Genomic DNA, 16,589 nt, shown 5'->3' with positions numbered 1-16,589 from the left:
AAGGGATACGACTTGAGTCGTATCCCTTTTTAGTTTAAAATTGTGGTTGTTTAATAATGTCTACTAGTTCTTCTTCTAAATCAAGTTGTTGGTACATACTCCCCATTCGTTTAGTGGTTGTAATATCTGCTACTTTTTTACATAATAAATTTTCTGTTTCTGTAACTAGAATGATCTGTTCTTCCTTTTGAGCAGTTATTAAATTTAATACTTGATAATCGTCACTACTCATAGTTTGAATGCCTTTACCATTTCTCTGTTGGAGTTTATAATTTGAGATAGGGCTAGCTTTGCCGCGACCATTTTTAGTAAGAGTGATCACTACTTCTGCTTGGTTGGTAGTATTTAAACTGATTACTTGGTCGTTTTCTTGGAGTTTAATCCCTTTTCGTCCTTTAGTATTTCTACCAGTAGCAGCTATTTCTTCTTCAGCAAAGTGGATAGTGTAGCCTTCCTGTGTACCTAACATGAGATTCTGTTGGCCATCAGTTATTGTAACATCAACTACTTGATCATCATCTGCTAAGTTAATTGCTTTAATTGAAGAAACACTTGTTTTATATTCACTAGCTTGTGTCTTTTTGACTAGTCCCTGTTGAGTAGCAATTGTAATGTATTTATCTTCTATTTCTTCCTTGAGAATAGCTACTTCCACAATTTCTTCGTTGAGTGGAAGCTGGAGAAAATCAGATAGTGGATCTCCAGTGGATAGACCATGGTGTTCAGGAATTTGATGGATCTTTAGCAGATGGACTTGTCCTGTTTGAGTAAAGAATAAGAGTTTATCGTGGCTGCGTCCGGATAAGACAGTAGTGATTTTATCGTTTTTAGCTGTTCTGATATTTTCCTTACTATCAGTTCTTTTTAATTTGTGATTATAAGATAGCGAGATGACTGCTTTTTTATCCTTAATTAGATCTTTTTTATCCAATTCAGCCTTGGAGTCATCTTTGATTAGTTTAGTTTGTCGTTTATCCCCGTATTCTTCTTTAATTTCTAGTAATTCTTCTTTAATTAAGTGGTTAAGTTCTTGGTCATCAGCTAGAATTGTCTGTAAAGAATCAATTTCTGCTGTTAACTCAGCCAATTCATCTTCTAACTTTTCAATTTCTAAACTAACTAATCTTTGTAGTTTCATATTTAAGATTGCTTTAGCTTGCTCTGTAGTTACTTCTAGTTCCCGTTGTAGATTTCTTTTAGCTTTATTGCCTGAATCAGAATTACGAATAATTTTAATTACTTGATCTAGATTATCAATCGCCTTTTTTAAGCCCAGCAGAATATGTTGTCTATCTTTGGCTTGTTGTAACTGATATTCTGTTCGACGAGTTACCACTTTTTTTCTGAAATCAATAAAGTGTTGGAGAATTGTCTTTAAGTTCATCACTTGTGGTTGTTGGTTGATTAAAGCTAACATATTAATTCTAAAGTTAGATTGGAGAGAAGTATATTTATAGAGTCGATTTAAGATTATCTCTGGTTCAGCTTTTTTCTTGAGATCAACTACAATTCTTAAGCCATCTCTATCTGATTCATCACGCACATCACTAACATGATTGATTTTATCTTTTTTAACTATATCAGCTATTTCTTTAATTAGTTTAGTTTTGTTGAGCTGATAAGGGATTTCAGTAATTACAATCCTTTCTCTACCTCTACCTCGGTCTTCAATAGTAGCTGCACCTCGTAAAGCTACTTTGCCTTGGCCTGTTTTATAGGCTTCTTTGATTCCTTCGTTACCTACAATTTCGCCTCCAGTAGGAAAGTCTGGTCCAGGAATTGTCTCTAATAACTCCTCAAACTCTAAGTCAGGATTATCTAGTAGTTTAATTAACCCTTCAATTACTTCGCTTAAATTATGTGGGGGAATATTAGTACTCATACCTACTGCAATCCCACTTGAACCATTGACTAATAGATTAGGTACTCGGGAAGGTAAAACTGTTGGTTCTTCTAGACTACCATCAAAGTTATCTACAAAATCAATAGTTTCTTGTTCGATATCTTTGAGAAGTTCTAACGAGATAGGAGCCAATTTAGCTTCAGTATAACGCATAGCTGCTGCGCTATCACCATCGACTGATCCAAAGTTACCATGGCCATCAATTAATTTATAACGCTGGCTAAACTCCTGGGCCATACGAACCATAGCATCATAGACTGCTTTATCGCCATGGGGATGATATTTACCTAATACCTCACCTACAATTCGAGCTGATTTTTTGTGTGGTTTCTCCGGAGTTAAACCTAACTTTTTGGTAGCATACAGAATCCTTCTATGGACTGGCTTGAGTCCATCCCTTACATCAGGTAATGCTCGTCCGATAATTACACTTAAGGAATAATTAAGATAAGAATCACGCATTTTATCTTCAATAGTTACTGGATTAATTTCTTCTTGTGTCATTGTGTGTGCCCCTTTCTATAATCTATAATTGAAAATTGAATTAAGATTAAGATAACAATATTTATTATATCATTAAAAATTTAGTTGTAAAATTTTAATATCAGATTTCTTGTATAGCTTGTATTATTTTTGTAGAAATTATTTATAAATTCTGTAACAGATCGAGAAAAGTTTGTCATCTTAAATCTTATATGCTATCATAATAGATGTAACGTCCGTTTTACAGAAGATGGAAAAGGGGTGAAGGAATATGGTAGTTGATAAAGAATATGATGCAGAACAAATTGAAGTTTTAGAAGGACTAGAAGCTGTTCGAAAAAGACCTGGGATGTATATTGGATCTACTGGTTCTAAAGGTTTACACCATTTGATTTGGGAAGTAGTAGATAATAGTATAGATGAGTTTTTAGCTGGTCATGGAGAGGAGATTGAAATTAATCTCGAACCAGACCAAGTAGTTACCATTCGAGACCATGGAAGAGGTATTCCGGTAGAGGTTCACCCGCAAAAAGGTTTACCGGCTGCTCAATTAGTCTTGACTACATTACATGCGGGAGGAAAGTTTGATGGTAGTGGCTATCAAGTTTCTGGTGGTTTACATGGAGTAGGTGTTTCGGTAGTTAATGCTTTATCCGAGTGGCTAGAAGTTAAGATTTATCGAGGTGGGCATATCTATCATCAGAGGTATGAACAAGGTTATCCAGTGACTGAATTTGAGCAACAAGGAAGTACTAATCAAACAGGAACGGAAATTACTTTCCGGCCTGACCCGGAGATTTTTGATACTCTACAGTTTGAATTTGAGGTACTAAAGAATCGCTTCCAAGAATCAGCCTTTTTAAATAAAAATTTAAACTTAGTTCTTAGAGATAAACGATCAGAAGACGTAACAGAAGTTAATTACTGTTATGATGGTGGTTTAGAAGCCTTTATTGAACATCTTAATGAGAACAAAACTCCTTTAACTGATGATATTGTATATATTGAAGAAGAAGTTGATGATACTTACGTAGAAATTGCCTTCCAGTATAATAAAGGCTATAACGAAAGAATTTATAGTTTTGCTAATAATATTAATACTCATGATGGAGGTTATCACCTAACTGGTTTTAAAACAGCACTGACTAAAGCTTTTAATAATTATGCGGATAAGAACAATTTGCTGAATAAGACAGATCCTAGACTGACTGGTCGTGATTTAAGAGAAGGCTTGACGGCAATAGTAAGTGTTAAATTATCAGAACCACAGTTTGAAGGGCAGACAAAGACTAAGTTAGGTAATAGTGAAATCAGAAGTACTGTTCAACAGGTGGTTTCTAATTATTTACCTTCTTATTTAGAAAGAAATTCACAGTTGGCTAAGGCAGTAGTGGAGAAGGCTTTAGAAGCTGTTAGAGCACGGAAGGCATCTAAACAAGCCCGAGAACTAGCTAGAAAAAGAAAAGGACCCTTAAGTAACAATTCTTTGCCTGGTAAGTTAGCTGATTGTAGTAGCCGTAAGCCAGAAGATTGTGAGTTATATTTAGTTGAGGGAGATTCGGCCGGCGGTTCAGCTAAACAAGGTCGTAACCGAGAATTCCAGGCTGTATTACCTTTAAAGGGTAAGATTATGAATGTAGAACGGGCTAGATTGGATAAAATATTAAAGAATAAAGAAATTGCTTCAATTATTACTGCTTTAGGAGCAGGTATTGGAGAAGAATTTAATCTAGATAAGTTGCGTTATCATAAAATTATAATCATGACTGATGCAGATGTAGATGGAGCTCATATCTGTACTCTATTATTGACCTTATTCTATCGTTATATGCCAGAGTTAATTGCTAATAATCATATTTATGTTGCTCAACCGCCACTTTATAAGGTGACTTATGGTGGACAATCAAAGTATTTATATACTGATCAGGATCTACAAGACTATTTTGAAGGAAAGAATCGAAGTAGAGTGAGTATTCAACGTTATAAGGGATTAGGAGAGATGAATCCGGAACAATTATGGACTACAACTATGGATCCTGAATTTAGGAAACTACAGAAAGTAGAGATTGAAGATGAAATTATGGCTGATGATGTATTTAATCGCCTAATGGGGTCTAAGGTTAGTTCTCGAAGAGAATTTATTATGAATAATGCTAATTTAGCTAGTAATATTGATATTTAAGGAGGGAATAAGCAATGGATGGAAAGAAGCGTAAAAATATAAAGCCTGGACTTAGTGTTTCAGTTGTCCAAAAGAAAGATCAGCGTTCAGGAAAATTAACTGATGGTGTTGTTAAAGATATTTTAACTAATTCTGCTACTCATCCACATGGAATTAAAGTACGTCTGAAGAGTGGAATAGTTGGTAGAGTAAAAGAGATTAATTCTTAAAGTTTGACTGAAAAAGTACTAGATTTAATAAATAACCTCTGAAATTATTTCAGGGGTTATTTTATTTGTTTAAAAGTAATGAAAATTAGTTAGAAAGGGAGTAAATATGGAAAATAAACAAATGATAGTAGATGCGTGGTTTATAAATAAAAATGATGAAATTAGAAGAGATTATAATAAGTTACCATATCTTAGGGAACATAACGGATATCATCTTAATAATGACCAATTTGAAATAACCAAAGAAAGTGAAAAAGCTTATCAAGTTAATAATAAGTTTTGGTTCCCTAAATCTACAGTTAGTTTCCAACAGAATGTGCAGGAAGAAAAAGATAATAAAGTGTTTATAATTCAAGGTAAATTTATAGACAGAGATAATTTTCATTTAACCATTATACTGCCCTTAAAAGCTTATAGGGATAAGTATAGGATAGAGAGTAAATATTTTAAGATCACCTATGAGACTGAAAAGGCATATAAATTTAATGAAGAGTATTGGCTACCTAAAACAGTAGTTGAAATTGAATCAAATTAAATATTATATTAAAACCTCTGGAATTCAGCCAGAGGTTTTTTGTATGCCTTATAAATTTGGATATATCATTTTTCATTGGATGATATTGGAGGAATATGTTTATTAAAGTAGAATATCAAGATAAAGAGTAAATTAATATATATAGAATATTAACGACATACTTCGTAAAGATTCTATATGAGTAAGTATTAACGACATATGTCGTTAAAAAGAAGTTAGACGAAATGGCAAGTATGGTAGAGCTCTATTTGAAGAATAAGAATAATTAAAAAGATATATATTTTACTTATCTAATTGTTATTTGTAATTTATCTTATTTCATATCTTATATTATTTGGTTAGAAGAACAAACAAATTCAGATGTATATTGGGATATAGATATAAGTAAATTGGATAAGAATAGCTTTATAGCTTTTAATTTAGAAGTTTTAACAAGAATGCTAAGAGCTTATTCTAGTTTAAGAGTTAGTCAGTATATAATGAGGGAAAAAGCATATAAATTGGAGAGTTGAGAAGTAGAAATTAAAGGCTTACAGGTGGAATGATTTAATGAAGAGTTGGCTAAAGTTTAGATTTATAATTAGTGGACTATACTTCTTTTTTTAAAATTAAAGAGTTTAAAAAAAGAAAAAAGTATAAAATGTTAGATAAAAGGTGATCAAAATTAATTTAATAAATGATAATAGAAAATTAAAATTTAAAGGCAGGGTTAATAATAATGCAATTTTTAAATTTTATAAAAGAACATATTAATACTAAAAAGTTATATCAAATTTTCATTGGGTTATTTTTAGTCTTTGGTGAATTGATTTATAATTGGTTTGGTTTAGGAAATAAATACTTGGATATTTTAAATAATAAAATTATATTTGGACTTAAAATACAATTTATAATTGAAATCATATTTTGGGTAATGGCGTTTGTATTTGGAGTAGATTTATTAATTATAATTAAGGATAAAGTAAAAGAATTTTATTCAAATATTAAGAAAAAAAGAAGAAAAGAAAAGCAATCAGAGAAGAAAAGAAAGTTGTTTAAAAAGAATATGAAAATTGTTAAAAAATTGAATGATAAAGAGAAGCAAGTTTTAAGAAAGTTTGTTTTTAAAGGGAATCGAGTTGTGATGTTTGATATGAGAGAAAAAGCAAAAGAAATTAAAGATTTACAAAGTAAAGATTTGATTAGTTTTAATCAAAAAACAGGTAGAAATTATAATTATTATAAAATTGATAATAAACTTTTTGAATTTTTGTTAAATAATAGAGAATTGTTAGAAATAAAAAAAGATAATCCATATACGAAGGAATGTGAAGAATAAATCACTATCATAGGTGTAATTTTAAAAACTTGCCACTTCGTCTAACATGGGGTTAGCGGTGCGTCCTGGCAGGTCGCATATTCTAGTGGGTGTAAAGCCCATCAGGGCAAAGGTTAGCCGCCAGCTCTGTATCAAGTCTTGGAGATATTACAGTAATGTAATATTTTAAGCGTAGACAGAAAGTTAGCAAGGTAGAATCGACTGGATTGGTTTGTCAGCGGTGAATGGGATTGAGCCTCGAAAACTATGTACCTAATGATGGAGGTCGAAGCCGTCGTTAAGGTGGAAGGCATCAATTAATTATACGAAATGGCAAGTATAATTAAATCCTCCGTGGTCTAAGCCCCTACCTCGCTAAACATTAAGAATATACGGAAACCCAGGGATATCCTATTAGGTCTTTCTGGAAAGAAAGTATGTCTGATGAGCCGAAGAGGTGAAGAAGACAAAAGCCAATAGGAAGTCGGATATTCTCGTAGTACTTAAGAAGTCGGGTAATTCCGATGGAGGGAAGGAGCTAATAACAGATGGAACTGCAAGTGAGGGACACATCGCCTGGACTCAGAACCAGGGAATCGGTGAGAACAAAACTTACTCGCATAGCACAAAGAGCACGTAAAGATAAAGAAGTAAAATTTTGTTCATTAGGACATCTAATGTATAAAAGTACTTTACGTGAAGCCTTTAGGAGACTGTCGAATACAGCATCTCCAGGTATTGATCAAGAGACTAAAGAGAGCTATAAAGAGAATTTAGAAGAAAATATTGACTGTTTATACAAAAGGCTAAAGAGAAATTCATTTAAACCTAATCCAGTGAAACGTAAATATATACAAAAAGTAAATAGTAATAAGATGAGACCTCTTGGTATACCTGCCATAGAAGATAAAATAGTACAAACTTCGCTAGTAATAATCCTTGAAAAGATATATGAACAGGATTTCTTACCTTTTTCGTATGGATTTCGACCAGAAAGAAACTGTCATCAAGCTCTTAAGAATCTTAGTAGAGATATAGGTACTAAGAAGGTTAATTACGTAATTGATGCAGATATTAGTGGTTTCTTTGACAATGTAGACCATGACTGGCTTATAAAATTCATACGACATAGAATTACAGATGGGAAAATCCTGAGATTAATTAAGAGATTTCTTAAAGCAGGAACAATCGAAGAAGGAAAATACTATAAAAGTGAAAGTGGAGTTCCTCAAGGAGGAAGTTTATCTCCTTTACTTGCTAATATATATCTTCATTATACAATCGATTTATGGTTTGACAGGATAGTAACTAAACACTGTCAAGGGGAAGCATATATGACAAGATATGCAGATGATATAGTATTTTGCTTTCAATATCAAAAGGATGTAGAAAAGTTCTATAAAGTATTAGAGAAAAGGCTAGCAAAATTTGGACTAGAATTATCAGAGGAAAAGACAAAGATATTGCAATTTGGCAGGTTTGCTGAAAGAGATGTAAAAAGAAGAGGTAAAAGTAAGCCTAAAACTTTTGATTTCTTGGGATTCACTCATTATTGTGGAAGAAGTAGAAAAGGAAGATTTAAACTGAAGTGGAAAACAGCACGTAAGAAATTTAACTCTAAGATAAATAAATTTCGAGAGTGGATAAAAGAGAATAGACATCTTCCTATGAAAGATATATGGCAAAAAGTGAATCAGAAGTTAAGAGGACATTATCAATATTATGGAGTAAGCGATAACTGGAATAATCTCTTAAGGTTTAAAGAAGAAATTATAAAACTTTTGTATAAATGGCTTAATAAACGAGGTCAGAGGAGTAGTTTAACTTGGAAGCAATTTAGAAAATTACTCAAAATATATCCTCTGGTAAATCCTAAATCTTTAGTTAATCTTAATTCAGCTTTTGTGTGAAGAGGAACATCTGGGGAGCCGAATGCCTGAATTGGGCAAGTTCGGTTCTGAGAGGGGTATACACCAACTAGATAAGAAACAAATATTGTGACACTCACAGACGAAAGGGTGAGAGAACGGGGAAAACAAAGCCGTTTCTAAGTTTATAAGGTGTATATATCTACTTACCACATCTAGGCTAAGAGGTTAAGCAAGAGTGAGGATTACATATGAAAGTTTTAGAGGATGGACAAGTTATAGGAGGGTTAAGCGAGACGTCGCGAACCTCAGGGACGTTATCAGACATTGAGTAAGATAATCTTAGTTTGAAAGTTATTTTTAAATGACTTGAATAAATAAAAAGTATTAAATCATATAAAGGAGGAAAAATATGTTTGAAAAGAATGATTTAATTGATGAAAAATATAGAGTGATAGAAAAATTAGGTGAAGGTGGTTTTGGCATTGTTTATAAATGTAAGGATATTGATGATGAAAATTTTAAAGCTGTGAAAATATGCAAAGCGAAAAAAAAGGAAAATATTAAAAGATTTGAGAGAGAAGTAAGACTTGCTGAAAAAATTGATCAAAAAAATGTTATAAAGTTATTACAAACTAATCTTAGTTATAAACCAATGTATTTTGTTATGCCACTTGCAAAGTGTAATTTAAAAAATTATTTAAAAAATAATGAATTATCTGAAGAGGAAATAATTAATATTTTTATTGAAGTGTGTCAAGGAATTAATTCCTTGCATTTGTCTGAAGAAGTACATAGAGATATTAATCCAAATAACATTCTTATGATGTCTAATGACAGAGTAGTAATAACAGATTTAGGATTAGGTAAATTTGAAGAAAGAGATTCAACAGTTTTAACTGACACATATGTGATGATGGGTACTGAAGGATATATTCCTCCAGAATTTAGACGACCTGGTGGAACAAAAGAGGCAGATAAAAAAAGTGACATTTATCAGTTAGGTAAAACTTTATATTATCTTTTAACCCAGAAACATCCTTATCTTATTGAAAAAGATCTTTTAAATACTGAACTTGAATATATTGTTAATAAGGCTACTAAAACAGATCCTGATAATAGATACAAAAGTGTGAATGAATTAGTTGATTCTTTGAATAATTATTTGCTTTCATTAAATCCAGATAATAACCCTGTAATATCAATTGATGGTGAAATTAAGAGTTTAGAAGAGAGTTTGAATACTGGAGCATATGATAAAGTTAATTTAGAAAATATTTTAAGGTATTTGCGTTCACTCAAATCTGATAATAGTACTTTTTTAGAACAATTTGATAGAATTCCAGAAGAATCATATAGAATTTATATTGAGGAATTATTTGATGAATTTAAAGATATTTTAGAAATTTATAATACAGTACTTGAAAATTTCTTCCATGAGAATATGTATTATAGTTTTTCGTATGCAGAAACAGTAGCGAGAAAAATGGAGAAAATTTATTTTTTAACTCAAGATTTTGAATTAAAAGCCAATGTATTAAATAGTATTCTTGTTGCTTCTGTTATGTGTAATCGCTGGGCAGCAATGGAGTCTTTTGATGAAATTTTGTTAAGTATAAATAAAGATGAAGAGGGATATATAATTTCAGAAATGCTTAGGGAAAATAATGATTATTATTCTAGACTTTATAGCAGAATTGATAAACACAAACTTAATTCAAGAATTCAAGTGATTTGGGAACAAGTAGATAGTGAAGAATAATATTAAATTGTTACTCAACGTCTGATAACATGGGGTTAGCGACATCTAGGCTAGGAGGATAGGTGAAGGTAGGGGTGACATATGAAAGTTTTAGAGGATGGACAAGTTATAGGATGGTTGAGCTAGACGTCGCGAACCCCAGGGACGTTATACGCAATAGTTATTTAATAGTCTTTAATGTGAGAGGATGATTATAATATGAAAGGAGATAAAAAGAAATATAAACCTAGATATCCTTGGAGTAAAAGAAAATATGATTTTTTATATAAACTTAAAATGCAGAAAAATAATATTCTAAAGAACTTATGCCCTATAATATCAAATAAATCAGTTGATGCTGAAAAAAAGTTTATTTCTGATACTGAGGAAAAGTCTATTTCAAGTATTTCAAAAGATATAGAATTAAATTTAGAATCTATTTTTTACTTTTGGGCTATTCCAATAGAGCAAATAGAAAACTTGAAAAATGGTTTAGAAATTTTAATTAATAAACATGATACATTAAATGAAGTTATAGTTCAAAAAAATTTCGATTCAATATTCAATTATTTTGATTCTTTTTTAAATTCAGATGAATATTATGAGTTAGGAAAAATAAATTTCAAAAAAGAATTAATGTATATAGATAGTATAGAAATTTTATTAAATAATTTTTTATCTTCTTATATTATTTTAGAAGTAAAAGTTACTTTATCAGAAGAATGTATAAAAGAATTTGATAAATTGATTAATAGTGAATATGAAAATAGAGTAGAGCCTTCATTTTTATTAAAAAATTGGGATTGTAGTTATACTCTTGTAGGTGGTAGTTTGATAAGATATAGTGATATTAAAGATTTGTTGTTAGATATTAAATGGGAGGCTAATGAAATAATAACTAAATATTGTAGTAAAAAAACTTTTGAAAATATAGATGATCCTTATTCAATTGAAATATTTACTTTTGAATGTGATAATCCAAATGATATTTTTTGGAGAAGTGTAAATATACCTTTTGGAACTAATTCTGATTTTAAAAGTGAAGATGAGTTATATCATTTATTTTATTCAAATTTATATAATAAGAGTGAAAATTTTGATTTAAGAATATTAGTAGATAAAAAGAGAAAGCAGGAGGATGTTTCATTTCAAAATAAAATATTACCTAAAATACACAAATGGGGTAATGAGATTTATCATTTAATTATAGTTGATTCAATGTTAAATGATCTTGATTATAACTTATCTAAATCAAGTAAAGAAATTTTATCAAATATTCCAAATGAAAATTATTCTATATTTTCCCCAAATGAATTATTGAAGAAGAATCAAAAGAATCTCAATTTAATAGGAGTTGATGTAAATAGATTATTAGAAGATTATAATTATAATAAAAACCAACAAAAAATTAATAATGAATCTGCTAAATTCTTAAATAATAATAATAGAAATTTATTTTTATTAGTTAATAATATAATATCAAATAAATTAAATAAGGTAAGTAGAACATATAAATTACTACATGAACTCAATAAAAAGGAAATTGAAAGGAATTTCACAATTACAAACCGTAAAATTCAATTATTTACTCTTCTTATTGCTATAATTGCTTTATTTGATAATAGAATTAGTAAATGGAGTTTAAAATTTTATAATTGGATTGTTTCTTTATTCCACTAACTACTGCGTATAACATAGGGTTAGCGGTGCGTCCTGGCAGGTCGCATATTCTAGTGGGTGTAAAGCCCATCAGGGCAAAGGTTAGCCGCCAGCTCTGTATCAAGTCTTGGAGATATTACAGTAATGTAATATTTTAAGCGTAGACAGAAAGTTAGCAAGGTAGAATCGACTGGATTGGTTTGTCAGCGGTGAATGGGATTGAGCCTCGAAAACTATGTACCTAATGATGGAGGTCGAAGCCGTCGTTAAGGTGGAAGGCATCAATTAATTATACGAAATGGCAAGTATAATTAAATCCTCCGTGGTCTAAGCCCCTACCTCGCTAAACATTAAGAATATACGGAAACCCAGGGATATCCTATTAGGTCTTTCTGGAAAGAAAGTATGTCTGATGAGCCGAAGAGGTGAAGAAGACAAAAGCCAATAGGAAGTCGGATATTCTCGTAGTACTTAAGAAGTCGGGTAATTCCGATGGAGGGAAGGAGCTAATAACAGATGGAACTGCAAGTGAGGGACACATCGCCTGGACTCAGAACCAGGGAATCGGTGAGAACAAAACTTACTCGCATAGCACAAAGAGCACGTAAAGATAAAGAAGTAAAATTTTGTTCATTAGGACATCTAATGTATAAAAGTACTTTACGTGAAGCCTTTAGGAGACTGTCGAATACAGCATCTCCAGGTATTGATCAAGAGACTAAAGAGAGCTATAAAGAGAATTTAGAAGAAAATATTGACTGTTTATACAAAAGGCTAAAGAGAAATTCATTTAAACCTAATCCAGTGAAACGTAAATATATACAAAAAGTAAATAGTAATAAGATGAGACCTCTTGGTATACCTGCCATAGAAGATAAAATAGTACAAACTTCGCTAGTAATAATCCTTGAAAAGATATATGAACAGGATTTCTTACCTTTTTCGTATGGATTTCGACCAGAAAGAAACTGTCATCAAGCTCTTAAGAATCTTAGTAGAGATATAGGTACTAAGAAGGTTAATTACGTAATTGATGCAGATATTAGTGGTTTCTTTGACAATGTAGACCATGACTGGCTTATAAAATTCATACGACATAGAATTACAGATGGGAAAATCCTGAGATTAATTAAGAGATTTCTTAAAGCAGGAACAATCGAAGAAGGAAAATACTATAAAAGTGAAAGTGGAGTTCCTCAAGGAGGAAGTTTATCTCCTTTACTTGCTAATATATATCTTCATTATACAATCGATTTATGGTTTGACAGGATAGTAACTAAACACTGTCAAGGGGAAGCATATATGACAAGATATGCAGATGATATAGTATTTTGCTTTCAATATCAAAAGGATGTAGAAAAGTTCTATAAAGTATTAGAGAAAAGGCTAGCAAAATTTGGACTAGAATTATCAGAGGAAAAGACAAAGATATTGCAATTTGGCAGGTTTGCTGAAAGAGATGTAAAAAGAAGAGGTAAAAGTAAGCCTAAAACTTTTGATTTCTTGGGATTCACTCATTATTGTGGAAGAAGTAGAAAAGGAAGATTTAAACTGAAGTGGAAAACAGCACGTAAGAAATTTAACTCTAAGATAAATAAATTTCGAGAGTGGATAAAAGAGAATAGACATCTTCCTATGAAAGATATATGGCAAAAAGTGAATCAGAAGTTAAGAGGACATTATCAATATTATGGAGTAAGCGATAACTGGAATAATCTCTTAAGGTTTAAAGAAGAAATTATAAAACTTTTGTATAAATGGCTTAATAAACGAGGTCAGAGGAGTAGTTTAACTTGGAAGCAATTTAGAAAATTACTCAAAATATATCCTCTGGTAAATCCTAAATCTTTAGTTAATCTTAATTCAGCTTTTGTGTGAAGAGGAACATCTGGGGAGCCGAATGCCTGAATTGGGCAAGTTCGGTTCTGAGAGGGGTATACACCAACTAGATAAGAAACAAATATTGTGACACTCACAGACGAAAGGGTGAGAGAACGGGGAAAACAAAGCCGTTTCTAAGTTTATAAGGTGTATATATCTACTTACCACATCTAGGCTAAGAGGATAGGCAAGGCTAAGAGTTACATATGAAAGTTTTAGAGAATGGACAAGTTATAGGAGAGTTTAGCTAGACGTCGCGAACCCTAGGGACGTTATGTGACAGAAATAGGTGGTTTAATGACTTTAACTATATTATACGAGGAGGTAAATAATGAAGAAATATTCTGAAAAAATATTTAAGATAATTTCTTTAAAAAAATTATTAAATAGAGGTATTATTTGCTCTGATTTTCCGTTTGAACAAGTAGGAGAAGAAATAGTTTTAAATAAAAAAGGAGAAGAATATGCTAAAATGATTTCTAATGAGTTTGAAAGTTTATCAGATGAGTATATAAGATTTTGCATATTATATTCATTATATGCAGAAGAATTTTTAGTGGACTTTAAAGAAACTAGATTTAATAATTTAAAGAAAATTTTATCTTTGGCAATTTCTCAAAAACAAATTCTTTTCCCATGGAAATTTGACAATATTTTGTATAATAAATTTTATCAAATATTCGGTGAAAATATAGAAATATTAGAACATGAAGCGGTTTTAGAATTATTAGATTCTACCCCTCAAGGTGTTTATCAAAGTGGTAATATCATAGTTGGTCCTTTAGGTATTATTGTCACCGAGGAAAAAAGAAGAATTTTACCTAAACCTTTTGTACACTTATGGCATTGTTCTAATCCGGGGTGTAAAAAATTTCATAAAGTTAAATTGAAAGGCAATAAAAAGGAAAATTATTTTGAAGTATCTCATCACATTTTAAAAAATTCTAAGGGAGATAATGAAATACCTAATAAATATTATAAAAATATAATTTTTCCATATGATAGTTGGTGTGATCATTATGATTTAGATCAATTACCTATTTTTTGTGGGCATTGTTTTAATCGGGTTGAGTCTCAAAAAATATTAAGAAAATTAATAGAGAAAGAACAAGAAAAGTTTAGGGATAAATTACCATCAGATGATAAATTCAAAGGAAGTGCTGAAGAAATTGTATCAAAATTAGATAAACCTGAATGTATGCAGTTAATTTTATTAGAAAGCAATAAAAAAATAGTGAATTCAATAGAAGAATTAATTGATGAAAATAATATAATAATCCCTGCTACTGAAATCAGAAAAAGTTTTAATAAGAATTTTTTACCTGGATTTGATAATGAAGCTTCTACTACTAGTTTTACTTGTCAATGCTCAAAATTTGGAATCAGGAGTATACCACTTAATCAAATTATGTTAGATGAACAGTTTGGTTTAAAAAGATTGCGACTTTTACTAAAAAAATTATATTCTACAAAAGAAGAAATTGAAAATCTAAATTGGAAATTGAGACATCTTAATATAAATGGGAAAAGAACAAATAAAAAATATGAAAAATTAGATTATTACATAAGTAATAATGATATTGAAGAAATATTATTGACTTTAGTTTTTGATGATGTGGATAAACTAAAAAAAAGTTTTGATATTTTACGATTTGGTAACTTTTTTATTCCAGATAGCGAGAAAGAAGAAGAGTTATTATTAAATAAAATAATATGGAAATTAGGTTTTAGATTAAATACTTTTCCAAATGAATTAAAAATATTTTGGGATAGACATCAAAAGTTTAGAGAGGAATGTGTAAAACACAATGAATATACTGAAGAAGTAAAGGAATTAATAAGAAGCAAATCAATTAACTTTTTTATTTCATTAGAAGAAATATTACAAAAGAGTTTAAGTTTTATGTGTTGGGTCTTGTTGTCTGATCATTATAAAAATACGAATTTTAGTTACTTTTATAAAGAGGCTGAAGAAATAATGTTTAAATATCTTAATGGGTATAATCTTAGTGAAGATCACAAGCTTGAATTAGATTCAAGAGGAAAGAATACTTTGTATCCTTTGATTGAGGGATTTAAAGTTTTGGCTCTGATTTGTGAAGAATTAAAAACGAACAAAACCGAGTATAGAAAAGAAGAAGTTAATTTACCATTTGGTTATAAACATGATTTATGTTTCTTTCCTTTCTTACATAAACATTTAATATTAGATTTAGAAAATTTTCAAAGAGTAATTACTGAATTAAAAAGTTTAAGTCAAAGACTAAAAAATATAGATGTGTGTAAAATTAGAAATTGTACAAGTCATCAAAGAGAAGATGAAGATTTTCCGCCTAAGAAAAAGTTAGAGAGATTTTGTTACCAAATAAAAGAAATTATTCAGTCAATGGAGGATTTAGGTATTTATCCTATGGTTTATAGATTGCATAAAAAAATTAAAGAAACTTATGGAAGAACTAAGGTTAAATTAATAAATGATGCTAATAATGTTGTAGAATTAAATTTATTAAATGATAATTTTTTTGAACTTCCTAGCTTTAAAGATCCATTAATTTTTGTTCCATTATTAAAATTAAGATCTTTTGATTCAGGATTAAGGTTTTCTATTAAAGAGGAATCAAACTATACAAAAATGTGGGAAGATTTTCCTAAAAGGCTTCCGGATAATAAGAGTTAAAACTACCTATTTCCGTCATATAACACAGGCTTAGCGACATCTGCTAGGGAGCATACACGAGAGTAGGAGCTGACTTATGAAATACAGGGTGGTGTAAAAATAAGTTGTAGTGATTATTCCGCAGACGTCGCGAAGCCTCGGGACGTTATGTGAC

Annotated in this window: 10 protein-coding genes; 9 read left to right on the top strand and 1 reads right to left on the bottom strand. The window is 30.4% G+C overall.

Annotated elements, in window-relative coordinates; genetic code table 11:
* Window positions 1-34: 34 nt before the first annotated feature.
* Complete coding sequence (gyrA, locus tag ACYQ3D_RS00050) at window positions 35-2,407, bottom strand: DNA gyrase subunit A (RefSeq protein WP_459834774.1); 2,373 nt, start codon at window positions 2,405-2,407, stop codon at window positions 35-37.
* A 250-nt stretch (window positions 2,408-2,657) separates the two neighbouring features.
* On the opposite strand from gyrA, the gene gyrB reads away from it, so the two are divergent.
* The 9 genes from gyrB (at window position 2,658) to ACYQ3D_RS00005 (ending at window position 16,435) form a co-directional block, all read left to right on the top strand.
* Window positions 2,658-4,568, top strand: coding sequence for a DNA topoisomerase (ATP-hydrolyzing) subunit B (gene gyrB, locus ACYQ3D_RS00045; RefSeq protein ID WP_459834772.1), 1,911 nt, complete (start codon window positions 2,658-2,660; stop codon window positions 4,566-4,568).
* Between the two features lie 14 nt (window positions 4,569-4,582).
* Window positions 4,583-4,777 carry a YwbE family protein gene (locus ACYQ3D_RS00040; protein ID WP_459834770.1) on the top strand — a complete coding sequence of 65 codons (195 nt, stop codon included), beginning with the start codon at window positions 4,583-4,585 and terminating at the stop codon, window positions 4,775-4,777.
* A 106-nt stretch (window positions 4,778-4,883) separates the two neighbouring features.
* Window positions 4,884-5,312: a hypothetical protein gene (locus ACYQ3D_RS00035; protein ID WP_459834768.1), complete on the top strand. Its 429-nt coding sequence runs from the start codon at window positions 4,884-4,886 to the stop codon at window positions 5,310-5,312.
* A gap of 718 nt (window positions 5,313-6,030) precedes the next feature.
* Window positions 6,031-6,630: a hypothetical protein gene (locus ACYQ3D_RS00030; protein WP_459834766.1), complete on the top strand. Its 600-nt coding sequence runs from the start codon at window positions 6,031-6,033 to the stop codon at window positions 6,628-6,630.
* 527 nt (window positions 6,631-7,157) lie between these two features.
* The gene (ltrA, locus tag ACYQ3D_RS00025; RefSeq protein WP_459834760.1) at window positions 7,158-8,519 is read left to right on the top strand and encodes a group II intron reverse transcriptase/maturase; all 1,362 of its coding nucleotides are present in this window, start codon (window positions 7,158-7,160) and stop codon (window positions 8,517-8,519) included.
* Between the two features lie 370 nt (window positions 8,520-8,889).
* On the top strand, window positions 8,890-10,239 hold the full coding sequence (locus ACYQ3D_RS00020; RefSeq protein WP_459834764.1) for a serine/threonine-protein kinase: 1,350 nt from the start codon (window positions 8,890-8,892) through the stop codon (window positions 10,237-10,239).
* A gap of 198 nt (window positions 10,240-10,437) precedes the next feature.
* Window positions 10,438-11,898, top strand: a complete 1,461-nt coding sequence (locus ACYQ3D_RS00015; RefSeq protein WP_459834762.1) for a hypothetical protein — start codon at window positions 10,438-10,440, stop codon at window positions 11,896-11,898.
* A gap of 495 nt (window positions 11,899-12,393) precedes the next feature.
* Window positions 12,394-13,755, top strand: a complete 1,362-nt coding sequence (ltrA, locus tag ACYQ3D_RS00010; protein ID WP_459834760.1) for a group II intron reverse transcriptase/maturase — start codon at window positions 12,394-12,396, stop codon at window positions 13,753-13,755.
* Window positions 13,756-14,089: 334 nt separating this feature from the next.
* Complete coding sequence (locus tag ACYQ3D_RS00005; RefSeq protein WP_459834757.1) at window positions 14,090-16,435, top strand: hypothetical protein; 2,346 nt, start codon at window positions 14,090-14,092, stop codon at window positions 16,433-16,435.
* Window positions 16,436-16,589: the final 154 nt, after the last annotated feature.

It is taken from the genome of Halanaerobaculum tunisiense, from assembly GCF_054657635.1.
The sequence above is the reverse complement of the archived record's forward strand: the minus strand, read 5'-3'. Positions and strand labels throughout refer to the sequence as shown.